The organism is Limnobacter sp. CACIAM 66H1 (genome assembly GCF_001601825.1).
Classification (GTDB): Bacteria; Pseudomonadota; Gammaproteobacteria; order Burkholderiales; family Burkholderiaceae_B; genus Limnobacter.
Genome location: NZ_LUJK01000012.1, coordinates 13,012 through 34,449, shown reverse-complemented (window position 1 = coordinate 34,449; position 21,438 = coordinate 13,012). Strand labels below are relative to the sequence as shown.

The following is a 21,438-nucleotide window of genomic DNA, read 5'->3' as shown; positions in this document are numbered from 1 at the left end:
AAGAACGAGAACCTGTATGAGCAAAACCGTATTGATCGTGGATGACTCCACCTCCTTGCGCCAAGTGGTGTCAATGACCCTGAAAAGTCAGGGTTTTGATGTGGTGGAAGGTTGTGATGGGAAGGACGCATTGACCAAGCTGGATGGCCGAAAAATCAGCTTGATTGTGAGTGATCTGAACATGCCCAACATGGATGGACTCACCTTCGTACGCGAGGTGAAAAAAATGGCGGCTTACAAGTTCGTACCCATCATCATGCTGACCACGGAATCGGATGACAAATTGAAAAGTGAAGGGCAGGCGGCGGGTCTGAAAGCCTGGATGGTCAAGCCATTCAAGCCAGAACAAATGATTGCCGCAGTGAACAAATTGGTGGCCTAAAGCCGCAGGGAGGATGCACATGCACAGCGAACTGATTATGCAAGAAGACCTTGAGAACGAGATGGAGAACAGCATCGCGACGTGCAAGCACACGCAAGTGGCTTTGGAGACTTTGACCATTGCGGATTGTGCAGGTCTGGTTGAAGTGATTCGTCAGTCTTTGAACCAGGGTATTTCGGTGGTGCTTGATTTGAGCAATTGCCAGGAAGTGGACACGGCAGGCATGCAAATGTTGGTGACCATTCAAAACGACCCTGCGGTAAACCTGCGAGTGCACTGGACCAAACCCTCAGAGGTTGTGGCCATGAAGGCTGCCCGGCTGGGCGTGCAGTCCTGGATCAACGCTGGTTTTTTGGAGAACTAAGGCATGGCCTTTGAACTGGACCTGGATGCCTCGCGTGGCATATTTTTCACCGAGGCGCGCCAACTGCTCGCGGAGGTGGAAAGCTATGTGCTGCAGCTTGAGCAAAATCCCAACGACACTGAAGTGCTCAATGCGGCCTTTCGCGCTGCGCACACCATCAAGGGCAGCGCGGGTGTATTTGGCCTGCTGGTGATCACGCATTTTGTGCATGACCTTGAAACCGTGCTGGACCGCGTGCGCAATTCTGAAATCGGATTCGACGCGAACATGAGCACCTTGGTGCTGGAATGCCGCGACCACATTTCTGAATTGGTGGATTGTATCGAGGCAGGCGGCAATGCTGAGCAGGTCAGTCCTGACATGGCGTCAGCACAGGCGGGTTTGACCGCCCGTTTAAAAGCGTATTTGTTGCACGAAGAACAACCTTCAGGCAGCAAGCCAGTAAAAATGGTTGAAACAGGCAACGGTCAACAAACCTGGCACGTGTCGGTTCGATTGGGGCGTAGCACTTTGTGCGATGGATTTGACCCGGCGCCCATTTTTTCATACATGGAAAGCTACGGCGAGTTGCAAGCTGTCGTGCCCGTGCTGGATGCATTGCCCAGCTTCGCTGATCTGGATGCGGAGTCGTGTTACCTGGGGTTCGAACTGCGTTTTGTTACGGACAAAGGGCAGGCCGGAATTGAAGATGCATTTGAATTTCTGACTGAAGAAAGCAAGGTCAGAATTCTGTCCCATCACTGCACACCAACACAGTGGGACGAGTTGGTGAATTCGTTGCCCGAGGGGGCAGTGCGCGCCACGGAACTGTTGCAGGAAGCGGGTTTCTTCAGGCCACAAGAAGAAGTGTCGCCGGAGGTGATTGACGCTGCAGGCAGTGCAGTTGCAGCGGCCTCGGTAAAGTCCAAGGCAACGGGCAAGTCCACTCCCACCAGTTCATTTATTCGTGTGCCTTCCGACAAGCTGGATGCGCTGATCAATCTGGTCGGTGAACTAGTGATTGCCAATGCCGGCACGGTGGAACAAGCCAAACATTTGAATCACACGGCCATGCTGGAATCAACCAGTGCTGTTGCTGGCCTGATTGAAGAAATTCGGGACGGTGCCCTGGGCCTTCGCATGGTTCAAATTGGTGAAACCTTCCAGCGCTTTCAGCGCGTGGTTCGCGACACCGCCATGGGCTTGGGCAAGCAAATTCAACTTGAGATTTCCGGTGAAGACACGGAGCTGGACAAGTCAGTGGTGGAAAAAATTGGCGACCCATTGATGCATCTGGTGCGCAATGCGCTGGACCATGGTCTGGAAACGCCTGAAGAGCGGGTTGCCGCTGGAAAACCTGCCACGGGTCGACTGCAACTCAATGCCTACCACGACAGTGGTCACATTGTGATTGAAGTCAATGACGATGGTCGTGGTTTGGCTCGCGAGAAAATTCTGAAGAAAGCGATTGAGAAAGGCATTGTCACGCCAGACCAAACGCTCAGCGATGCTGAAGTCAACATGCTGATTTTTGCGCCAGGTTTTTCCACTGCTGACAAGGTCACTGACATTTCCGGTCGCGGAGTGGGTATGGATGTGGTGAAGCGAAACATCGAGGCCCTGCGAGGCTCGGTACAAGTTCGTTCAAGAACGGGGCAAGGTTGCACCTTCGAGATTCGCCTGCCGTTGACATTGGCCATTATCGACGGTTTCATGATTGGCGTGGGCGGATCCGTCTATGTGATTCCGCTGTCGTATGTGCGTGAATGCCTGGAGTTGCCAGTGGATGCCTTGGGCACCGATGATCGCATGGACATTCACTACGACCTTCGCGGGGAGTTTTTACCCGCTGTTCGTTTGCGCAAAGTATTTCATCCCGATGCCAAGCGCCCCAAGCGCGAGAACATCATTGTGGTCAGCTTTGGCGGCATGAAAGCCGGCATTGTGGCCGACCAACTCCACGGCGAATCACAAACAGTGATTAAACCGCTGGGCAATTTGTTTGAACAGAACAGGGCAATAAGCGGAGCCACCATCATGGGCAACGGCGATGTGGCCTTGATCATTGATGTACCGAAATTGATTACAGAAGTCAGCAGTATTTCAGCAAGCCTTGAGCAGGCCAACGCGTAATTTTACAAAGGAAGACGAACATGGGTGCATTTGATTTTTTAAAGAGCGGTCAGTTGGCTGCAGTTGCTGATAGTCTGGAGGTAGAAATTTCAGGCTTGAAAACCAACCTTGAGAAGCCCTTGCAGGCTTTGCCAACCAAAGACCTGAGCGGTGATGTGTTGTCTGTCGTCACCAAAATCAACGAGATGATTGCGAGCGTGAATGACCGCGCCCGCAAGGTGGAAGAAACGGCGGTGCGCAGTGTTCACCAGTTGTGGAAAAAGGAAATGCTCAAGGGCGCAGCCGATGAATTGCCCTCAGCCATTCGTGATGCCATGAAAAAGCTGGAAGCGGAAACCATGTTTGCGCAACGCCAGGTTCAAGCGCTGGAAAGTGTCGCCACCAACGTGATGATTGCTGACGCTGACTACAACATTGTGTACGTGAACAACTCACTGTCAAAAATGTTGGTGGAAGCGGAGACCGACATCAAGAAAGACTTGCCGCAGTTTGATGCCCGCAAAATTCTCGGTGCCAATATTGACAGCTTCCACAAAGTACCTAGCCACCAGCGTGGTATGTTGGCGCGCTTGCGCGACTCCTACAGCACCAACCTGACCATTGGTGAGCGTCATTTCAACCTGTTGGTGACACCTGTGTTCGATGCGTCCGGTACCCGCGTGGGCACTGTGGTGGAATGGAAGGACCGCACTGCTGAAGTGGCTATGGCCAAACGTGAAGAAGAACGTGCAGAACTGGAGCGCAAAACAGCGCTGGAAAACCTGGCCATTCGCATTGCGCTTGACTCAGTGACCACCAACGTGATGATCGCAAACAATCAGGGTCACATCACTTACTTGAACAATTCACTGAACACCATGATGACGCGCAATGAGGACATGATTCGCAAGAGTCTGCCCAATTTCAACGTGCGCAAGCTGATTGGTGCCAACATTGATATTTTCCACAAGAACCCGGCTCACCAGCGTGGCATGTTGGCAGCTTTGAATTCCCCCCTGAAAACCGGTATCAAAGTGGGTGAGCTCAGCTTCCGCTTGATTGCATCGCCAGTGGTCAACGAGGAAGGCGAGCGTTTGGGAACGGTGGTGGAGTGGAGTGACCGCACTGCTGAAGTGGCCATCGAGAATGAAATTTCCGGCATCGTGGGTCGAGCATCGGATGGCGATTTCAGCGATCGCATTCGCGAGGACGACAAGGAAGGTTTCCTGAAAACACTGGCACAAAACGTCAACGGTCTGTTGAACACTACCTCGGTGGGTCTGGAAGACGTGGGCCGCGTGTTGAAGTTGCTGGCCAACGGCAATATGACCCAGAAGATCACAGCCAACTACAAGGGCCTGTTTGGTGAAGTGAAAGACGATGTGAACACCACGATTGATCGACTGAGCGACGTGATTCAGGAGGTGCGTGGCAATGCCGACTCACTGACCAACGCGGCACGTGAAATCTCCAAGACCTCACAAAGTTTGTCGCAAGGCGCAAGCAGCCAGGCAGCAGGCGTGGAAGAAGTGTCAGCCAGTATTGAAGAAATGGCAGGCTCAATCAAGCAGAACAGCGAGAACAGCCGTGTGACAGATCAAATTGCAACCAAGGCGGCTGAAGAGGCCAAAGAGGGTGGCCGAGCTGTGACTGAAACTGTGAATGCCATGAAAGCAATCGCTGACAAAATCGGCATCGTGGACGACATCGCTTACCAAACCAACCTGCTTGCCCTGAACGCTGCCATTGAAGCGGCTCGAGCTGGTGAGCACGGCAAAGGTTTCGCGGTGGTCGCGGCTGAAGTACGCAAGCTGGCCGAGCGCAGCCAGGTGGCTGCACAGGAAATTGGTGACCTGGCCAGCAGCAGTGTGAAACAGGCCGAACGTGCGGGCAGCTTGCTGCAGGAAATGGTGCCAGCGATTAACCGCACGTCGGATCTGGTTCAGGAAATTACTGCAGCGTCGAACGAGCAAACCAACGGCGTTGCGCAAATTAACCAGGCCATGATGAGCTTGAACCAGCAAACCCAACAGAACGCAGCGGCTTCTGAAGAGTTGGCTGCAACCGCTGAGGAAATGAGCGGCCAGGCCAGCATGCTGAACAACGCCATGGCGTTCTTTGATACAGGTTCTGGCCGAGCCAGCACGCGGGCATCCAGCCATGCCGAGCGCAAACCAGCACCTGGCAAAGCCAGCAGCCATGGCGGTGCAGATGGTTTTGACAGTTTTGACGACTTTTAATAGGGGCACTCACCATGAGCAATGTCAATGAACAATTGGCCAATGCCTTGGAGAGTGACAGCGCCAGTCACCAGTACCTGACTTTTCAGGTACATGGACAAAAACTGGCGGTGGAAATTCTCCGGATCAAAGAGATCATCGAGTTTGGCCGAATTACTGTAGTGCCCATGATGCAGCAGTGCATCAGTGGTGTGATCAACCTGCGCGGCTCTGTGGTGCCTGTGGTGGATTTGAGTGCCCGGTTTGGGCAAGGCAAAACCACCATCAACCGCCGCACTTGCATTGTGATTCTTGAATCGCAAATGGCCGATGAAACACAAGTGGTTGGCTTCATGGTGGACGCGGTGAATGCCGTGGTCGACATTGATGCCGAGTGTATTGCGCCGCCACCGCAGTTTGGTGCCGGTGTAAAAACCGACTTCTTGCGCGGTATTGGCAAGGTAGACGACGAGTTCGTGCTCGTGTTGAACGTAGAACGCCTGTTGGACTTCGATATTCCCACCGACCTTGAAGAGGCTGCCGCTGCGGCAGTGGCCTGATTAACTTCTTGGAACTGAAGGCCTTGATGCGTCACTGAGATCATGGGTTTACACACCCACCGGAGGGATGTTCCCCCGGTGGGGCACCATGAGATATCTCAATCGCATGTTCAAACTTAAATACGTCCTCGATATTTCAGACAGTGCCTCCCGTGCCAGGCAGAGAATGGCCTTTGCCGGGCTTTCCTTTCTCATCGTGTTCTTTTTTGCGCCCGGCGGTGCCATTGTTGGCAGCAACGCCCGTTTGGTGTTCATGATCGCCCTGGGTATCTATTTTCATCTCGCCTTGCTTCAATCCTGGTTGATCTCCAACCGTGAGCGTCACTGGGACAAAATCGAGCTTCCCAGTTATTGTCTTGACCTTCCCATGATTGCCTGGGGGCTGGTTGTCGCACCCGAATTCCTTGCACCCTTGTCCCCTCTTATTGCCGTGGTTGCTTTAATCCGGGGCATTCGTTATGGACCCTGCATGTTGGCGTGTCACATCGGCTTGGGTGTCGCCATGGTGTCGGGTTTGGCTTTGTCTGTTCCTTACTGGCAAGTTCATCTTGAACTGGTCTATGCCAACCTGTTTCTGTTGTTGGTGTTGCCGGTACAGTTTTATGGTGTCAGTGTAAAAATTCAGGCCAGCTCAAGGTCGCTTCGTCAGGAAAACCTGACCGACCCTTTAACCCGTAGCTTGAATCGAAAAGCACTGGAGAACGCAGTGTGGCGCATGCTCAATGCAAAGGAACCCTTTGTATTGTCTTTTCTCGATCTCGACAACTTCAAAATGGTCAATGACACCCTGGGCCACGCGACGGGTGACAAACTGCTCAAACGCATCAGTTCAAAACTGTCTGTTCGATTGCGCGCTGAGGACAAGGTTTATCGCCTGTCGGGCGATGAGTTTGTGGTGTTGAGTATGGGTTGTTGCCGCCCGGATACCGCCGAACATTTGGGGCAAAGAATTCGCGCAGCCATCGCAGAGGCGATTGATTATACCTGCCCGGATTTGCCAGTATCGGCAAGCGTGGGGGTGTTGCAGGTGAATGCTTTCGATGAAGTCAGTCTTGAAAAGCTGCTGGCCAGTGCCGACCAGCTTATGTACCAGGCCAAGCGGACCGGTAAAAACCAGGTGCTGGTTCAAACACTGTAGCGTGCAGAATTCAGCCTTTGGTGGGGCAGTAAGTACTGCTGGACTTTTGCGGATTTGCTGGGGTTTGAAGCTCGGGTGCTTGGTGCACATAGGTGCATTCAGCGATTTCACCGTAGTTGGAATCTCGCGTGGCCAAGGCTTTACTGACTTGTATTGAAATGAAGGTCACCATGAATGCTGCGATGGCAAACCACAACACTTTTCTGTTGCGTCTAAAAAATGCGCCTAAATCAAACATGTGAACCAGTCAAACTCAAAAAGTGTGAAATGTTGTAAATTGGGAACAATTATTAAAAATAATAAACAATAAGTCAATTCTTATTTGACAGTTTTGCCAAGGTTATTTGGTCGGTTTGTCAATTTCGCCCACATCGAGAATGGGCGAGGCGTCGATGGCCTCTGCGCCCAGCAGTGTGGTGACCCGCCCCAGCACCGATGCAATCAAATGTTGCTCCCAATTTTGGAGTTGCCCAAAGCGCTCGGCGAAACGGGTTTGCAGGCTGGACGGTGCGTCGTTGACCTCGTGTTTGCCTTTTTCCGTCAACACGACTTCGAGTCTGCGTTTGTCCACAGTACTGCGAATTTTCTCGATCAAACCGCGGCTTTCCAGTTTTTGCAGAATTACCGTGGAGGTCACAGGAGAAAGGCTGAGCGACTTGGCCAGCTCGCCGGGGGAAATGCCAGGGTTATCCGCCACGGATTGCAATGTCAGAAGTTCAGAGGTGGCCATGTCGGCCTTTTTGGCCAGCTCTCGGGCACCCGATTCTGTGGCGCGAATAATTCGGCGAAGCGAAATAAGTGAGTCTTGTAAGGTGCTGTCCATGCGCGCTAACCCGGTGATTTAATTCATTTTGATGAATTGTAGTGATTAACCGGTCTGGTGAGTTGGAATTTCATACGCTTAGAGCAATCCCACCAAATTTAACGTTTTGGCGTATGTTGATCTGAGTTGGTTTCATGTTTGCATTAGTTTATAAAATAAACTATTATTGAGTTGTTCTTTCATAAAAACTCTTTATTACATTGATTTGTAATAATGAGCTTTTACGAAAGGATGAGAAGTAGTTCATTTTTTAATAACAAATGGGTCTGCCAATAACAGAGCCATCTCATCCAAATGTCCAACGATGATGTCGTTTTGCGACATCCCGTGCTTGAAGACGGTACTGCCGTGTTCGACCTCGTGGATGCCTGCAAACCCCTCGATCTCAATTCCCATTACTTGTACCTTCTCCAGTGCAGTCATTTCGCATCCTCCTGCGTTGTGGCGACTTGGCATGGCGAGCCCGTAGCGTGGGTATCTGGCTACATTCCACCCAGGCAAGCAGACACTTTTTTTGTATGGCAAGTGGCGGTGGGTGAGAAAGCCCGTGGCCTCGGTTTGGGCAAGAGGCTCATCAACTGGGTGGTAGCCCAGCAAATCGGCATTTCAAGAATTCATACATCCATCACGCCTGACAATGCGGCGTCATGGGGACTTTTCAAATCACTGGCTCGCGACTGGGGCAGCGATTTGTCTTCACGAGACTGGTTCGAGGAACAGTCTCATTTTGGCGGCCGACACCACACTGAAGTCTTGGTGGAAATCGCTTTGCCAACATCGCCTGTGGCGACATTCCTACAAACTCAAGGAGTACAACAATGAGTGACTCAAGCAAGTCAATCGACTTTCAAACCCTGAGCAAAATTCGCACGTTTCAAAAGAACGAGTCGGCAGCGCGCAGCTACTGCCGCAGCTTTCCTACCCTGTTCGTGCGGGCCAAGGGCAGCTATATGACCGACATGAATGGTCAGGATTATCTCGATTTCCTGTCTGGGGCAGGCTCGTTGAACTACGGGCACAACGATCCAGAGATGAAATCGGCATTGCTTGACTACATTGTGGACGACGGCATTGGCCATAGCCTGGACATGCACAGCGCCGCCAAGGCCAAATTCATTGATGCATTCAACCGCCATATTTTGAAGCCGCGTGGCATGCAATATCGCATTCAATTTACAGGCCCCACTGGCACCAACTCGGTTGAAGCAGCCATCAAACTGGCCCGCAAAATTACCGGGCGCAAGCAGGTAATTGCCTTTACCAACGGCTTTCATGGCGTAACCCAAGGTGCCCTGGCTTGCACGGCGAACACCCACCACCGCAGCCCATCGGCCTCAACACTGTGTGGCGTTGATCGTTATCCTTACGACGGTTACATGGGTGAAGGCGTGGACACTACCGAGTACCTCGAAAAAATGCTGACCGACAAGTCGAGTGGTCAGGACGCACCGGCGGCTGTGATTGTAGAAGGCGTGCAAGGTGAGGGTGGTTTGAACCCAGCCTCCATGAAGTGGCTGAAGAACCTGGCCAAGGTGACCCGCAAGGCCGGCGCCATGTTGATTCTGGACGAAATTCAGGCTGGCGTTGGTCGTGCCGGTTCGTTCTTCAGTTTCGAAGAAGCGGGTATTGAGCCCGACCTGATCTGCCTGTCCAAGTCGCTTTCCGGCATGGGCTTGCCCATGGCGGTTACGCTGATTCGCCCCGACCTTGATTTCTGGAAGCCCGGCGAGCACAACGGCACTTTCCGCGGCAACAACCATGCGTTTATTACCGCTGCGGCAGCGCTGGAAAAGTACTGGGCCAACCCGGCATTCGAGCGTGGCATTGCGCAGCGTGCCGATGTGGTGAACCAAAGTTTGAACCGCATTTTGACGGCCAATGACAACGTCACCGTGCAGGTGAAAGGCCGCGGCATGATGCAGGGCATTGAAATGCAAAACGGTGCTTTGGCCGATGAAGTGGTGGCCGAGTGTTTCAAGCACCACATGATTATTGAAACCTGTGGCAACGATGGGCAGGTGGTGAAAGTATTTGCCGCCCTGAACATCGAAATGGAAGACCTGAAAAAAGGTTTGACCATTCTGGAGAAAGCCGTGGCTGTAGTTAGCGCCAAGGCCGAGAAAGATGCCAACAGCAAAAAGGTGAAAGCATGATTGTTCGAAAACTGAGCGAAGTACAAGGCACGGAAAAGCACATTCATTCCAAGGGTTGGGACAGTGTTCGCATGCTGTTGCGCGATGACAAGATGGGGTTTTCCTTCCACATCACGACCATTCATGCCAAGGCTGAATTGCACATGCACTACAAGAACCATCTTGAGAGCGTGTATTGCGTCAGCGGCAAGGGCGAGATTGAAAGCAAGCTTGATGGCAAGGTGTACCCGATTGAGGCAGGCACCCTGTACGCCTTGAACTTGCACGACCCGCACATTCTGCGTGCATTCGACGAGCCCATGATCATGGCCTGCGTGTTCAACCCACCCGTGACTGGTGCGGAAGTGCATGATGAAACCGGCGCATACCCTGCGCTGGCCGAATAAATAAAAAGGAGGCAAAACACAATGATTGTTTCAGCCGTAAGAGATCCCTACCCCACACGTGACAAATCGGAAGGCGCCTTGATTCGACGTGCCGAGCCGGTGGTTCACGGCGAGTGGAATGAAGACTCACCTTTGAGCCAGGCGCAGGTGCAGCAGTTTGAGCGCGATGGTTATTTGGTATTGACCGATGTATTTTCTGCTCATGAACTCGATGAGTTGCGTGCAGTCGCTGAGCGGGTGAGCAAAAACTGCGCGCAAACACACCCAGGCCAGTTAATCAAGGAGGCCGATACTGAACAGCTACGCACCTTGTTTGGCGTGCACGGCATGGAAGGTTTGCTCAAAGACACCGCAAGCAACCCGCGCATGCTGGAGGTGGTTCAGTTTTTGTTGAACGACTCGGTTTACGTTCACCAATCGCGCCTGAACTTTAAAAGCCCGCAGTACGGTAGTGGGTTTGAATGGCACAGCGACTTTGAAACCTGGCACGCTGAAGATGGCATGCCCGGCATGCGCGCCATCAGCGCCACGGTACTGCTGACCGACGAAATTTCTGCCGATGGCTCTTTGAAGTTCATGCCACGCAGCCATAAAACTTTCGTGGCCTGCCCGGGCGAAACACCGGATACGCAAGTGTATCAGGAAGCTTTCAGAAAGCAGGCTGTGGGCAAACCACCCGCCTTGTTTCTGGACTTGCTCGAAGAAAACGGTGGCGTGCAGGAAGTGGTCGCACCAGCGGGTTCGGTGTTGCTGTTCGATTGCAATGTCATGCATGGTGCGGGCAAGAATACCAGTGACCATCTGCGTGCCAATTTGTTCTATGTGTACAACGCAGTCAGCAACGTGCTGAATTCGCCGTATGCCGCGGACAACCCTCGGCCTGAGTTCTTGGCCACGCGCACTGTTGAGCCATTGACCTTGCAGGTGCCCGCTTAATTTGGGCGCAAGCTTCTTCATTTGCCTTGCCTTGGTGTTGCTGATCGGCTTGAGTTCAGCACGCCAGGCCAAGGCAAGCGCGGCCGACTACTTTGTGGCCAGTCGCAGTGTGCCCCCTTGGCTGGTGGGCCTGTCGGCGGTGGCCACCAACAATTCCGGTTACATGTTCATCGGCCTGATTGGCTACACCTATGCAGTGGGCATTCAGTCCGTGTGGCTGATGGTGGGCTGGATCGCAGGCGATTTGATTGGCTCGAAAGTGGCGCATGAGCGCATGCGCGATGAAGCAGAGCGCGTGCACGCCAATGGAATCATCAGCTTGTTGGCGCGATGGGGAGACACCCGCAACCGAAGCTGGCAAGTGTTGGCCGCCTTGGTCAGTGTTGTCTTTTTGAGCACCTACGCAGCCGCCCAAATTTCGGCGGGCGGCAAGGCGTTGGAAGGCATGCTGGACATTCCCATGGCCATTGGCATGGGCATGGTGGCCTTGGTCGTGATTGCTTACAGCATTGCAGGCGGCATGCGTGCTTCCATCTGGACTGATGCGGTGCAATCGCTGTTGATGGTGGTGTCCATGGTCGTGTTGCTGCTTGCGGCAGTGAACCATTTGGGTGGTTTGCAGGCGGTATTTCAACAAGCCGGTGCCATTGATGGTTTTTTGAATCCAAGCCCCACCAACCTGGATATTCCGGGTTTTATTGGACCCTTGGCCTTTGTGGTGGGCTGGATGTTTGCTGGCGCGGCAGCACTGGGGCAGCCGCACATTGTCAGTCGTTTTCTGGCTTTGCAAAACACACGCCAAATGAACCAGGTTCGCCTGTGGTACTACGGTTACTATTTGCTGTTTTATTGTTTTGCGACTGCTGTGGGTTTGCTCAGTCGCCTGTATTTTGGTGAAAGCTCAGGTTTTGATCCTGAGATGGCCCTGCCCAATATGGCGCGCGATTTGTTACCACCCTGGCTGGCTGGGTTAATGCTGGCGGGCATTTTTGCCGCCACCATGTCCACCGCTGATTCCCTGGTGTTGTCCTGTTCCTCGGCACTGACACAAGATTTACCCCGACATTCATCCGAGAACCGGTGGTTGCTGAAAGCGGCCACGGGATTCACCACGATTTTCGCTCTGGGCATCGGTCTTTGGAGCGAGCAAAGTGTGTTTTCGCTGGTGGTGTGGGCATGGGGTACCTTGGGTGCCGCATTTGTACCTATCCTGATCTGGCAGGTGCTGGGTGCGAAGCTCAACTCACTGGCCATGCTTGTCATGTCCAGCACTGGTGTATTGGCCACCGTGGCCTGGAAGTTTTACGGTTTCCCGAACACCATTTATGAGGGAGCTGTGGGCATGTTCAGTGCCCTTGTTTTGGGTGCAATTTTCACAATAAGTAGTATCCGCAGCAGGTTTCACCCCTAGCTACCCCGATTGGGGGGATAGGAGCATCACCCCAAGTTGTTAAATTGTGTGAACGCCTTGCAAAATCTTGTCGGGCATCACTATCAAATAAATCAGCAAGAAGCTGAGTACATCGAATCAGGGGCGGTGCGTTTCATGAATTGGTTGGTGGAGGATTTTGCATTCGCAGCGGCAGCAATCTCAGAGGCCCATCTTTCCGGATTGGCCTTTGGTTTTTTCGCCTCGTTGTTGGCCATGACCGTCGGTGTTGAAGTTCGAATCAAAAATCCCCCCCTGATTGCCAATAGCCACTACCTGATTCGACGCGGGGTACTGATTTCCCTCTATGTGATTTCCATGTTTTTTGCCTCGGCTTTTGTGGGTTTAACGCTTCCCTCAGCCAAGGAAGCCCTCTTCAGTATTTCCGGTACTGTTCTCACCTTTGCCGTGTGCATAGTCGTATTTCTTTACGTGGACTATCTGGTTCAGTCGGCCAAAGGTGCTGCCAAGCTGTTCATGTTCCTGTTTACTTCGCTGGGCATTCTGATCCAGTTTTTAATCCACATGGCATTCATTTTCATTCCCAACAACCATCAGATATTGCAGGTGCGTTGGTCGGGTTTGATCGCCATGTATCTGGTGCTGTTTGTGTGCATGGGGCTGCTGAGTCGTTTTGCGCACGAAACCTCTGTGGGTAAATCCAAACCTCTTCAAAGCCGGATGATTTACATCTTTGGCATTGTGGGTTTAAACCAGATGATTGCGCTAAGTCTGATCGGGTTTGTCCATGTGGGGGCTGGGGCGGAGCACTCGGCCTGGTATGGCATGTGGACTGGATGGGCGGGGTTCGAGATATTCGTCAGTTTCTTCGCCCTGCTGATGATTTCGGTGTTGATGTGTTATGTCTATGTGTTACTGGACAAGTCGGTGCAGATACTGCGTGCCGACAACCAGAAACTGCAGGTGATGAAACAAGACGCTTTGGAACAAGTGGCCACCGCTTCCGAGAAACTTGAACTGGAACGAACTCGCATCGAGCAGTTGGAAAAGTCCATTGCAACCGTTCAGCAGGACCATGAAATGTCTGTCGAGAGTTTGGTGGCAGCCGTGGCCACGCTTGAAGACGGCGTCTTTGAATGGGACATTGAACAGGAGACTGTGGTGTTCAGTTCAACGTGGCGTCGCCTGTTTGGATTTGATGATCAAACACAATCTGCAATCTCGGCCACCGCGTGGCGAGCTGGCATTCTCAGTGAAGACATCAAGGGTCTGGATGCAGCACTTCAGGCCTGTCTCACCAATAACTTACCCAGTAGCGCAGTGCAGGTGCGTTATTCAACCGCATATGGTTCTTTGCTGAAGCTTGAAATTCATCTGGTGGCGGTGAAAAACGCCTACGGATTGCCCAGCAAAGCCGTGGGTATTATCCATGACCGGACGGAGGAAATGGATCTGGAGCTTTCCATTCGTGAGGAGTTGAATGAGGAGTCTTTGTTGTCGTCCCGAAAATCTCAGTTCGTATCGTATCTCTCACATGAAATTCGAACGCCGATGACTGTGATCGGATCAGCCAAAGCCCTGTTGGAAAGTTCCTTGCAGAAGGAGCCAGTGAATATGGAGTCGGCTTTGCATTACATCGATCAAATTGGCGGAGCGTTGCGTTCGCTGCGAGCGCTGGTGGATGAAACGCTGATGTTCATGGGCGCCAATTTTACGCGCAAGCATTTGAATATCGCGCAGCTGGATGTGCGAAAGGTTTTTTGCCAGTTTTCCTCCTTTGAGCAGCGCCGCAGACACGGTCAACACTGGCTTGAATATGAATTGCATCCCAGCCTGGATCAATTTGAGTTTTATTCCGATGAGTATGTGTTTACGCAGACCATGCGGCAAATGTTGTCGTTTGCAGAAAGCAAAGAGTCGCATGCGGGCAAACTCACCATCAAGATGCCCAATGAGAACACTTTGAATCTGTGCATTGAGTTGTTGGATTGGCCGGCCTGGATGATCAAGGGCGGGCAACTGGAACCCGCGCATGACGAAGAAACCGTGGTGCCTTTCAAAGGGGAGTGTTTGCCTTTCACTTTGCTGTTGACCAAGCGGGTCATCCGGTTGATCAATGGACGTATCATGATTAAAAACCGGCGCAGTCGTCACTGGTTGTGTGTTGATTTGCCGTCGCTCAAGGAGGAAGCATGCCGCGCGTCATGATCGTAGAGGATGACCTGACCATTCTCGGTAATCTCTCGCAGTTGCTGCAGTTAAGCGGGCTGGATGTGATGGAGGCCCACGATGGGCAGGAGGCCTTGCGGTTGTTGCTGGAGTGCCGCGTACACGATGCGGCCTTGCCCAGAATGATCGTGAGCGACTTGATGATGCCCAATATGGATGGCTTTGATCTGTTGCGCGCAGTACGTGGCGATGCGCACTTCAAGAAGTTGCCGTTTGTATTGTTGAGTGCCCGCAGCGATGCCAGTGATTTGCAACAGGCATTTGCCCTGGGCGCCAACGATTACCTGATTAAACCGTTCGAAGTAGAGCAATTGATGGATGTGATTCGCTACCATCTCTCGCACACTTCAGGCCGAAAAAACGAACCCCTGGCAGGCAAAGACTGTACGGTGGACACGGATTTTTTCCTGGAGTGATCAACCGGTATTCAAGACGGAAATACTCAAGAGCCGTCCAATCGCGCCGTCGATTCCTGCGATGAAATAGGGCAGACTGACCCACAGAATCCACAGACCCACACCAATCGTGATCGAAAAGCCAATCGACATCACGTTCAGTTGCGGCGCTGCACGCGCCAGAATACCCAGCACAATATTGCTGATTAACACGGCGGCCATGACAGGCAATGAAATTTGAAGGGCAAGCATGAACATGATGCTGCCAGCCATGGCGATGCTTTGGCTGTTGACCACGGCGAGGTTTGCGCTGATCGGGATTAACTCAAAACTTTGAACCACAGCGGCGATGACCAGCAGGTGGCCATCAATGACCAAAAATGTGAGCATGGCCAACACCCCCATAAAACTGCCGATGAGTGGTGTTTGTGTGCCGCGTGCTGGGTCGATGAATTGTGCGAAGGCCAGGCCCATCTGCAGACCGAGCAGGTCACCCGCCATTTCGAATGCTGCAAATACCAGTCGCATGGAGAAGCCCATGGCCACACCAATCAGTATTTGCTGGATTAAAACCGGAATGGCTTGTGCAGAACTGAGTACTGGGGGGGGCGGCAGCAGGGGCATCATGAGAATGGCAATCAGCGCTGCAAGCCCGACACGAGTACGACGTTGCACGGTGCGGTTGTCGAACACCGGTGCCGTGGCCAGCATCGCCAGAATTCGGATGAAAGGCCACAAAAACGAGGCGATCCAGATTTCCAGTTGTTCGCCGTTGATGGGAACCATGCTCAGCCGATCACGGTCGGTATGCTCATGATCAAACGCTGGGTGTAGTCCACCAGTGTGGCCAGCATCCAGGGGCCGAGCAGTAGCAAAGTGGCGAAAATACCCAGAATTTTTGGAATGAATGACAAGGTCATTTCATTGATTTGCGTGGCAGCCTGCAAAATACTGACCAACAAACCCACGATCAGCGCCACCACCAACAGGGGGCCCGATACCATCAGCATCACTTCCAGTGCCGCCTGGCCCAAGTTCAATACAGTTTGGCTGTTCATGTGCGCACGCTCAGTCTAGTTTAGGTCTCAAAGCTGGCCACCAGAGAGCCAACCAGCAAGGTCCATCCATCGACCAGCACAAACAGCATGATCTTGAACGGCAGGGAGATCAGCATGGGCGACAGCATCATCATACCCATGGACATGAGTACGCTGGCCACGATCAGGTCAATCACCAGAAACGGCAGAAATATCATGAAGCCGATCTGAAACGCGGTTTTCAGTTCACTGGTGACAAATGCAGGGATCAATACCCGCAAGGGCACGTCTTCCGGATTCTCGACATTTTCCACTTTGCCCAGGCGCATGAATAGTGCCAGATCAGGTTCTCGGGTCTGCTTTAGCATGAAATCTTTCATGGGTACGCTTGCCCTTTCAGTCATTTCCTGGAATTCGATTTCATTGTTGGAGAACGGCAGGTAAGCGTTTTCATACACGCGATCAAACACCGGGGCCATGATGAAAAAGGTGAGAAACATGCTCAAGCCGATGATGACCTGGTTGGGCGGTGAGTTTTGCGTGCCCAAGGCCATGCGCAACAACGACATCACGATCACGATGCGGGTAAAGCCCGTCATCATCAACAGCAAAGCGGGCAAAAAACTGAGGAAAGTAAAAAACAGCAGTGTTTGAATGGGCACGCTGTAGTTGGTGGTGCCGTTGGCGCCGGGCGTGGCCGTAACACCGGGTAATACTTGCTGGGCTTGCGCGTCAGGCCAGGCCCACAGAAGCAGCAAGAGCAGCAGGCCCAGGGTCATGAGTTTGCCTGCTGGGGTGCGTAGGGTGTTCATGAGGATTTCACCTTGCCTGCTTTTACACGCTCGAGCATTTTTGCAAAACTCACAGCGGGATTTTGTAGTTCGTCCAGCACAATGCTGCCTGCTGGCATGCTGTGCAGGGTGTTGATGCTGCTGCTCGTCATGCCAAGCACCAGCCAGGTATCACCGATTTCAATCAGTACTATTTTTTCGCGTGGCCCCAAGGCCGAGGTGGCCAGCACTTTGTAAAAGCCACCACGGCGTTGTTGGTGACCAATGCCCATGCGTTTGAGTAACCACACCAGCGCCAGCAGCAGGCCGACCACAAACAGCAGGCCCAGTGTGGTTTGCACCAGATGGCCTGTCATGAATGTCCCACCAAATTTTTATTTTTTTGTTGTAGTTGCATGCCTTTGTATTGCAAAAGGGTATCAACGGTTGAGTTTTCTCAAACGCTCGGATGGCGTGATGATGTCGGTCAATCGGATACCAAATTTGTCGTTGACTACCACCACTTCGCCTTGCGCAATGAGGTAGCCGTTTACCAGCACATCCATCGGCTCGCCTGCGAGCCCGTCCAATTCAATGACGGAGCCTTGGGCCAGTTGCAAAATGTGCTTAATCGGTATCTTCGTCCGACCCAGCTCAACAGTCAACTGAACCGGAATGTCGAGAATCATGTCGATGTCGTTCTGCGTGCCTGAAGCCACACTTCCTGCAAAAGGCTGAAACAAACCAGAGGCTGGTTTTGCATCGCTGGCCTGGGCAAACAGGTTGTCGGTGTCGTTGGTGCTTGTGGCTGTGGTACTGGCCTGTTCGGCCAGGGCTGCTGCCCAGTCATCGGCTGCATCGGTTACGGTATCTACTTGCTGTTCAGACATGGTGTGTTCCTTATCTTGATCGCTATTCGTGTGTTTTTTCAGCCTGCTTGGCTTCCTTGCTCAGCAAGGCTTCCAGGTTCAGCGCATCGGCATGCGAGTCGTTGCTCACAGCCAGAACTTCTTCAACTTTCAGTGCATACTGGCCACCACTGGTGCCGTAGCTGCAATTGAACACGGGCACATTGTCCACTCGTGCTTCAATCACTTTGTCAATTTCAATCGGGATCACATCACCGATTCTCAATTCCATGATGTCGGCCACGGTCAGCTGGGTGCTGGCCAGGCTGGCCACCAAGTCCACTTCGGCCATTTGCACCTGCTTTTTAAGCATGGTTACCCAACGTTTGTCAGGTTCGGCCTGGTCTCCCTGCATGCTGGAATACAGCAAATCGCGAATGGGTTCCATGGTGGAGTAGGGGATACAAATATGAAGTGAACCGCCACCGGCACCCAACTCAATCGAGAAGGAGGTGGTCACTACAATCTCGGAAGGCGTTGCAATGTTGGCAAACTGCGTGTGCATTTCAGATCGCAGGTATTCCGGTTTCAGGGGAAACACGGGTGCCCAGGCTTTCACAAATTCTTCCCGAATCACTTCCAGCATGCGGGCAATAATTCTCTGTTCGGTTTGGGTGAAGTCACGCCCTTCAACTCGGGTGTGGAAGCGACCGTCTCCGCCAAACAGGTTGTCAATCACAGCAAATACAAGACTGGGATCAAAAATGAACAGGGCATTGCCGCGCAGCGGCTTCATCGCCATGATGTTCAGGTTGGTCGGTACTACCAGATTGCGAATGAATTCGTTGTACTTCAATACTTTCACGGGCCCCACGGAAATTTCCGGGCTTCTGCGCATGAAGTTGAACAAACCAATTCGAATTAACCGTGCAAAGCGCTCGTTGATGATTTCAAGCGTGGGCATGCGGCCACGAACAATGCGTTCCTGGGTGGCCAGGTTGTAAGGGCGAACGCCTTCTGCGGTTTCAGACGCATCTTTCGTTTCTTCTTCGCCGTTCACGCCCCTGAGCAGGGCATCAACTTCATCTTGTGAAAGAAATTCTCCGGGCATGTTGCTGCGCGTCCTGTTACTGAATCACAAAGCTGGAAAAATGCACATCGCGAATTCCGCGCGTGGGGTCTTTCGGGTCGCCTTTGATGGTGACGCGAGCCAGGTCTACCAACTCATCCATCAGCTGTTGCTTACCTTCGATCGATGTCAGGTTGCCCACGTTTTTGCCAGACAACACCAATAAAATGCGGCTGCGAATCACGGGTGTGTAGTTCTTGATTTCTTCGGCTTGTGCGGGACCGCTCACTTCATAGGTGATGCCAATTTGCAGGTAACGGGTGGTATCTGGCTCGGCCAGGTTGACTACAAACTGGTCCATGACCACGAATGTGGGTGGGCCCAATGGTGTTTCGACCTTTTCTTCTGCGGCGCCTTCACCACCTTGGCCACCCAGCAGAAAAAAGGCTGCTGCGCCGCCAGCGGCAAGAACGGTCAATACGATTGCAAGAATCAGGATCAGTTTTTTCTTGGATCCTTTTTCGGGCGCTGCTGCTTCTGGGGCTACTGCAGCGGGTGCCGGGGCGACTCTGGCCATGCTTGACTCCGTAAGTTCAATTGCTGTTGTGTGTCACTTTCAAACTCTATTGTGTCTGAAAGGTTTCCGAGCAAACCCCTGAAAAGCCGTGTTGTTTGGACCCAATTCATTCGTCAGGCCTGTGTGGATCAGGCAAACAGGTCGAGCTTGCCCTCAGGCCTTCTGGACACGGCGGTGGTGGCAGGTCCACCAGTTTCTGGCTGGGAATTGTCGCCACCAGCTGCATGTTGTCCATGGCCTTGGCCCTGGTTCCGGTTCTGATCAAACTGGGTTTGACTGTTGTTGGGCTGACCTTGCTGGTTGGATGGGTTGCCGTGTTGAATCTGCACCTGGTTCAGTTGCAGGCCATTCTGGGCCAACACTTCTTTCAAGCCACCCAAGGCCTGGGTCAACAGGTTGGCTGAAGCTTCATCCTGGGTGCGAATCACGAGTTGAACCTGTTGGCCTTTCTGCACCAGACGCATGTTCATGGGACCAAAACTTTCGGGATTCACGCGAATGTCAACGGTGGACAAATTCTTGCCGATGGCCCATTGCACGGTTTGTCCCAGTTCCTTGGCAAACCCGGGTTGATTGACCGGTGTTTTGATCAGGGCTTGTTGCGCTGTACCTGCCGAGCCTGTCAGACCGTTGGTGCCTGCGGCAATCCCTGTGGTCGTGCCCGCGGATTGCAGGTTGCCTGTGGCCAGAATTTTTTGGCCTACTTTCAAACCTTCCTCGCCAAAGCCTTCACCCATGGCCTGTGCCTGTTGGGTGATTTGTGGCGCAATTTGTGGGTTCAGTTGCTGGTTTAACTGTGCCTGAACCGTGTTGCCTAAATTACCCGGGCCAGCTTCAGCCCGCACTTGCACCGCGCTGTTGGCCACGGTGGCGTCAGCTTTCAACTGGGTGGTGGTTTTAAGGTCAGGGCGTGTTTTGTCTGCACCAGCCAGTTCATTGCCGGTGGCTTGTTCTGGTTTTGTTGGATTGATCAACTGCGCCACGGGCTCGCCATCGGTGGCACGGTTCAATGCCAGTTCGGCTGTCGGGGTTGTTGTATCAAGCGCGACTTCGCTGTTTGCCGCGTTTGCAATGGTGCCAGGCAATCCAACTTTCGCTGCTTGTTCTGTATTGTTGTCTGCGTTTTGTTCCGGTGTTTGCTGCGCCCCACGAGAACTTGCCCGGCTGTTCTCGCTGCTTGTTGATGCATTGGTTGAATCAGTGGGAGCCGTGTTGTCAGGGGTATTGCTTTCGACCCTGTTTTCCGGCGTAACAGCCTGCTTTGCAACTTCGGTGTTTTTAGCCGCTGCCGCTGTGGCCACTGTTGTAGCCTGCTGCACGGGTGTGGTTTGCATCCAGTTGCGCTGCGCCCACACAGCCGCTTGCGCTGCCTGTGCAGCCTCAGCGTTGGCCGTGCTTTCATTGTTCTTTTTGGGCTTGTTTTGTTGATACAAACTTTCCCGCAATTGGGTTTCAATGCTGTTGAGTTGCGCTTTGGGCGCGGATTGACCCAATGCTGAACTGAACAGTTCGGTGAAATTCAGGTCAGGTTCTTGCTGGCCTTGCTTGAGCTTGTTGCCCACCGAAGGGGTTTGCACTTTGTTGACATGGTTCATGGCTTGGGTACTCGTGTTCATGAGGGCTCCCCGGCTGTGTGAACCCGGTAAATGCGTGCGGCAAATTCATCGTTCATTTTTTGGTCGCGCTTGTTTTCAAGCTTCGCCTGTTTGATTTTTTCACGTTCCACCAAGGCTTCAAATTTGCGCTGTTCGGCCAGTGCGTCTTGCCATTGCGTACGCTGATGGGCCAGTGTGGTGTTCAGAAATTCGATTTCGCGGCTTTGTTGCTCAATGGCTTGTGCAATTTTGCCGACAAAGGCCAACTGGTTGCGCAGCTGCTGTCCGGTCATGCCGGTGCTGGCTTTGTTGTGCATACCGCCCTCGCATTCATCGCGGTAGGTCTGCAGCATATTGAGCTTGTCCTGGCCTTGAACCAGTTTTTGCTGGGTGCTGGCCATGTTTCTGGCCAGGTTGTCGGCCTTCTCGCTGGCCTGTTCAATCAGGATTTGCAGCACATTACTCATGGGCATCCA

The 21,438-nt window shown here is 52.7% G+C and carries 25 protein-coding genes; 13 read left to right on the top strand and 12 right to left on the bottom strand.

Going from position 1 to position 21,438, the window contains the following annotated elements; all coding sequences use genetic code 11:
* The first annotated feature begins 16 nt into the window (after positions 1-16).
* The 6 genes from A0129_RS05450 to A0129_RS05425 all read left to right on the top strand — a co-directional run bounded on the left by A0129_RS05450 (position 17) and on the right by A0129_RS05425 (position 6,754).
* On the top strand, positions 17-382 hold the full coding sequence (locus A0129_RS05450) for a response regulator (RefSeq protein ID WP_105028561.1): 366 nt from the start codon (positions 17-19) through the stop codon (positions 380-382).
* A 19-nt stretch (positions 383-401) separates the two neighbouring features.
* Entirely contained in the window at positions 402-746 is a 345-nt protein-coding gene (locus A0129_RS05445) for a lipid asymmetry maintenance protein MlaB (RefSeq protein ID WP_291713106.1), read from the top strand.
* A 3-nt stretch (positions 747-749) separates the two neighbouring features.
* Positions 750-2,858, top strand: a complete 2,109-nt coding sequence (locus A0129_RS05440) for a chemotaxis protein CheA (protein ID WP_291713104.1) — start codon at positions 750-752, stop codon at positions 2,856-2,858.
* A 20-nt stretch (positions 2,859-2,878) separates the two neighbouring features.
* Positions 2,879-5,077, top strand: a complete 2,199-nt coding sequence (locus A0129_RS05435) for a methyl-accepting chemotaxis protein (RefSeq protein ID WP_291713102.1) — start codon at positions 2,879-2,881, stop codon at positions 5,075-5,077.
* Between the two features lie 14 nt (positions 5,078-5,091).
* Complete coding sequence (locus A0129_RS05430; protein ID WP_291713100.1) at positions 5,092-5,616, top strand: chemotaxis protein CheW; 525 nt, start codon at positions 5,092-5,094, stop codon at positions 5,614-5,616.
* Positions 5,617-5,704: 88 nt separating this feature from the next.
* Positions 5,705-6,754, top strand: coding sequence for a diguanylate cyclase (locus tag A0129_RS05425; protein WP_291713099.1), 1,050 nt, complete (start codon positions 5,705-5,707; stop codon positions 6,752-6,754).
* A gap of 10 nt (positions 6,755-6,764) precedes the next feature.
* On the opposite strand, the gene A0129_RS05420 is transcribed toward A0129_RS05425, so the two are convergent.
* The 3 genes from A0129_RS05420 to A0129_RS05410 all read right to left on the bottom strand — a co-directional run bounded on the left by A0129_RS05420 (position 6,765) and on the right by A0129_RS05410 (position 8,000).
* Entirely contained in the window at positions 6,765-6,992 is a 228-nt protein-coding gene (locus tag A0129_RS05420) for a hypothetical protein (RefSeq protein ID WP_291713096.1), read from the bottom strand.
* 102 nt (positions 6,993-7,094) lie between these two features.
* Positions 7,095-7,577 (bottom strand): MarR family transcriptional regulator, encoded by a 483-nt coding sequence (locus A0129_RS05415; RefSeq protein ID WP_291713094.1) that lies wholly within the window; start codon positions 7,575-7,577, stop codon positions 7,095-7,097.
* A 243-nt stretch (positions 7,578-7,820) separates the two neighbouring features.
* Positions 7,821-8,000 carry a hypothetical protein gene (locus tag A0129_RS05410; protein WP_291713165.1) on the bottom strand — a complete coding sequence of 60 codons (180 nt, stop codon included), beginning with the start codon at positions 7,998-8,000 and terminating at the stop codon, positions 7,821-7,823.
* Between A0129_RS05410 and ectA the strand changes: the two genes are divergently transcribed.
* The 7 genes from ectA (at position 7,926) to A0129_RS05375 (ending at position 15,087) form a co-directional block, all read left to right on the top strand.
* The gene (ectA, locus tag A0129_RS05405; RefSeq protein WP_291713162.1) at positions 7,926-8,399 is read left to right on the top strand and encodes a diaminobutyrate acetyltransferase; all 474 of its coding nucleotides are present in this window, start codon (positions 7,926-7,928) and stop codon (positions 8,397-8,399) included. The two genes, A0129_RS05410 and ectA, sit on opposite strands and share 75 nt — an antisense overlap.
* Positions 8,396-9,730 (top strand): diaminobutyrate--2-oxoglutarate transaminase, encoded by a 1,335-nt coding sequence (gene ectB / locus A0129_RS05400; RefSeq protein WP_291713092.1) that lies wholly within the window; start codon positions 8,396-8,398, stop codon positions 9,728-9,730. Before ectA ends, ectB begins: the two co-directional genes overlap by 4 nt.
* The gene (locus A0129_RS05395) at positions 9,727-10,116 is read left to right on the top strand and encodes an ectoine synthase (protein ID WP_291713090.1); all 390 of its coding nucleotides are present in this window, start codon (positions 9,727-9,729) and stop codon (positions 10,114-10,116) included. The genes ectB and A0129_RS05395 overlap by 4 nt, the downstream gene beginning before the upstream one ends.
* A gap of 21 nt (positions 10,117-10,137) precedes the next feature.
* Positions 10,138-11,052 (top strand): phytanoyl-CoA dioxygenase family protein, encoded by a 915-nt coding sequence (locus A0129_RS05390; RefSeq protein ID WP_291713088.1) that lies wholly within the window; start codon positions 10,138-10,140, stop codon positions 11,050-11,052.
* 1 nt (position 11,053) lies between these two features.
* Positions 11,054-12,463: a sodium/proline symporter gene (locus A0129_RS05385; protein WP_291713086.1), complete on the top strand. Its 1,410-nt coding sequence runs from the start codon at positions 11,054-11,056 to the stop codon at positions 12,461-12,463.
* A gap of 135 nt (positions 12,464-12,598) precedes the next feature.
* A complete protein-coding gene (locus tag A0129_RS05380) occupies positions 12,599-14,650 on the top strand; it encodes a histidine kinase dimerization/phospho-acceptor domain-containing protein (protein WP_291713084.1) in 2,052 nt (683 codons plus the stop codon).
* Positions 14,635-15,087: a response regulator gene (locus tag A0129_RS05375; RefSeq protein WP_291713082.1), complete on the top strand. Its 453-nt coding sequence runs from the start codon at positions 14,635-14,637 to the stop codon at positions 15,085-15,087. Before A0129_RS05380 ends, A0129_RS05375 begins: the two co-directional genes overlap by 16 nt.
* Here A0129_RS05375 and fliR read toward each other — a convergent pair whose 3' ends face one another.
* The 9 genes from fliR to fliJ all read right to left on the bottom strand — a co-directional run bounded on the left by fliR (position 15,088) and on the right by fliJ (position 21,429).
* The gene (gene fliR, locus A0129_RS05370) at positions 15,088-15,852 is read right to left on the bottom strand and encodes a flagellar biosynthetic protein FliR (RefSeq protein WP_291713080.1); all 765 of its coding nucleotides are present in this window, start codon (positions 15,850-15,852) and stop codon (positions 15,088-15,090) included.
* A gap of 2 nt (positions 15,853-15,854) precedes the next feature.
* Entirely contained in the window at positions 15,855-16,124 is a 270-nt protein-coding gene (fliQ, locus tag A0129_RS05365) for a flagellar biosynthesis protein FliQ (RefSeq protein ID WP_291713078.1), read from the bottom strand.
* A 20-nt stretch (positions 16,125-16,144) separates the two neighbouring features.
* Complete coding sequence (gene fliP, locus A0129_RS05360; protein ID WP_291713077.1) at positions 16,145-16,915, bottom strand: flagellar type III secretion system pore protein FliP; 771 nt, start codon at positions 16,913-16,915, stop codon at positions 16,145-16,147.
* A complete protein-coding gene (gene fliO / locus A0129_RS05355) occupies positions 16,912-17,250 on the bottom strand; it encodes a flagellar biosynthetic protein FliO (RefSeq protein WP_291713074.1) in 339 nt (112 codons plus the stop codon). The genes fliP and fliO overlap by 4 nt, the downstream gene beginning before the upstream one ends.
* Before the next feature lie 63 nt (positions 17,251-17,313).
* On the bottom strand, positions 17,314-17,763 hold the full coding sequence (gene fliN / locus A0129_RS05350) for a flagellar motor switch protein FliN (protein WP_291713072.1): 450 nt from the start codon (positions 17,761-17,763) through the stop codon (positions 17,314-17,316).
* 22 nt (positions 17,764-17,785) lie between these two features.
* Positions 17,786-18,832 (bottom strand): flagellar motor switch protein FliM, encoded by a 1,047-nt coding sequence (gene fliM, locus A0129_RS05345; RefSeq protein ID WP_291713070.1) that lies wholly within the window; start codon positions 18,830-18,832, stop codon positions 17,786-17,788.
* Between the two features lie 16 nt (positions 18,833-18,848).
* Entirely contained in the window at positions 18,849-19,367 is a 519-nt protein-coding gene (locus A0129_RS05340) for a flagellar basal body-associated FliL family protein (protein ID WP_291713068.1), read from the bottom strand.
* 128 nt (positions 19,368-19,495) lie between these two features.
* Positions 19,496-20,983, bottom strand: coding sequence for a flagellar hook-length control protein FliK (locus tag A0129_RS05335; protein WP_291713066.1), 1,488 nt, complete (start codon positions 20,981-20,983; stop codon positions 19,496-19,498).
* On the bottom strand, positions 20,980-21,429 hold the full coding sequence (gene fliJ / locus A0129_RS05330; RefSeq protein ID WP_291713064.1) for a flagellar export protein FliJ: 450 nt from the start codon (positions 21,427-21,429) through the stop codon (positions 20,980-20,982). Before fliJ ends, A0129_RS05335 begins: the two co-directional genes overlap by 4 nt.
* Between the last annotated feature and the right edge of the window lie 9 nt (positions 21,430-21,438).

Excerpts from the sequence above, each read along its gene's own strand:
- A0129_RS05450 (WP_105028561.1), top strand. The coding sequence starts at position 17 with ATGAGCAAAACCGTATTGATCGTGGATGACTCCACCTCCTTGCGCCAA.
- A0129_RS05445 (WP_291713106.1), top strand. The coding sequence starts at position 402 with ATGCACAGCGAACTGATTATGCAAGAAGACCTTGAGAACGAGATGGAG.
- A0129_RS05440 (WP_291713104.1), top strand. The coding sequence starts at position 750 with ATGGCCTTTGAACTGGACCTGGATGCCTCGCGTGGCATATTTTTCACC.
- A0129_RS05435 (WP_291713102.1), top strand. The coding sequence starts at position 2,879 with ATGGGTGCATTTGATTTTTTAAAGAGCGGTCAGTTGGCTGCAGTTGCT.
- A0129_RS05430 (WP_291713100.1), top strand. The coding sequence starts at position 5,092 with ATGAGCAATGTCAATGAACAATTGGCCAATGCCTTGGAGAGTGACAGC.
- A0129_RS05425 (WP_291713099.1), top strand. The coding sequence starts at position 5,705 with ATGAGATATCTCAATCGCATGTTCAAACTTAAATACGTCCTCGATATT.
- A0129_RS05420 (WP_291713096.1), bottom strand. The coding sequence starts at position 6,992 with ATGTTTGATTTAGGCGCATTTTTTAGACGCAACAGAAAAGTGTTGTGG.
- A0129_RS05415 (WP_291713094.1), bottom strand. The coding sequence starts at position 7,577 with ATGGACAGCACCTTACAAGACTCACTTATTTCGCTTCGCCGAATTATT.
- A0129_RS05410 (WP_291713165.1), bottom strand. The coding sequence starts at position 8,000 with ATGACTGCACTGGAGAAGGTACAAGTAATGGGAATTGAGATCGAGGGG.
- ectB (WP_291713092.1), top strand. The coding sequence starts at position 8,396 with ATGAGTGACTCAAGCAAGTCAATCGACTTTCAAACCCTGAGCAAAATT.
- A0129_RS05395 (WP_291713090.1), top strand. The coding sequence starts at position 9,727 with ATGATTGTTCGAAAACTGAGCGAAGTACAAGGCACGGAAAAGCACATT.
- A0129_RS05390 (WP_291713088.1), top strand. The coding sequence starts at position 10,138 with ATGATTGTTTCAGCCGTAAGAGATCCCTACCCCACACGTGACAAATCG.
- A0129_RS05380 (WP_291713084.1), top strand. The coding sequence starts at position 12,599 with ATGAATTGGTTGGTGGAGGATTTTGCATTCGCAGCGGCAGCAATCTCA.
- A0129_RS05375 (WP_291713082.1), top strand. The coding sequence starts at position 14,635 with ATGCCGCGCGTCATGATCGTAGAGGATGACCTGACCATTCTCGGTAAT.
- fliR (WP_291713080.1), bottom strand. The coding sequence starts at position 15,852 with ATGGTTCCCATCAACGGCGAACAACTGGAAATCTGGATCGCCTCGTTT.
- fliQ (WP_291713078.1), bottom strand. The coding sequence starts at position 16,124 with ATGAACAGCCAAACTGTATTGAACTTGGGCCAGGCGGCACTGGAAGTG.
- fliP (WP_291713077.1), bottom strand. The coding sequence starts at position 16,915 with ATGAACACCCTACGCACCCCAGCAGGCAAACTCATGACCCTGGGCCTG.
- fliO (WP_291713074.1), bottom strand. The coding sequence starts at position 17,250 with ATGACAGGCCATCTGGTGCAAACCACACTGGGCCTGCTGTTTGTGGTC.
- fliN (WP_291713072.1), bottom strand. The coding sequence starts at position 17,763 with ATGTCTGAACAGCAAGTAGATACCGTAACCGATGCAGCCGATGACTGG.
- fliM (WP_291713070.1), bottom strand. The coding sequence starts at position 18,832 with ATGCCCGGAGAATTTCTTTCACAAGATGAAGTTGATGCCCTGCTCAGG.
- A0129_RS05340 (WP_291713068.1), bottom strand. The coding sequence starts at position 19,367 with ATGGCCAGAGTCGCCCCGGCACCCGCTGCAGTAGCCCCAGAAGCAGCA.
- A0129_RS05335 (WP_291713066.1), bottom strand. The coding sequence starts at position 20,983 with ATGAACACGAGTACCCAAGCCATGAACCATGTCAACAAAGTGCAAACC.
- fliJ (WP_291713064.1), bottom strand. The coding sequence starts at position 21,429 with ATGAGTAATGTGCTGCAAATCCTGATTGAACAGGCCAGCGAGAAGGCC.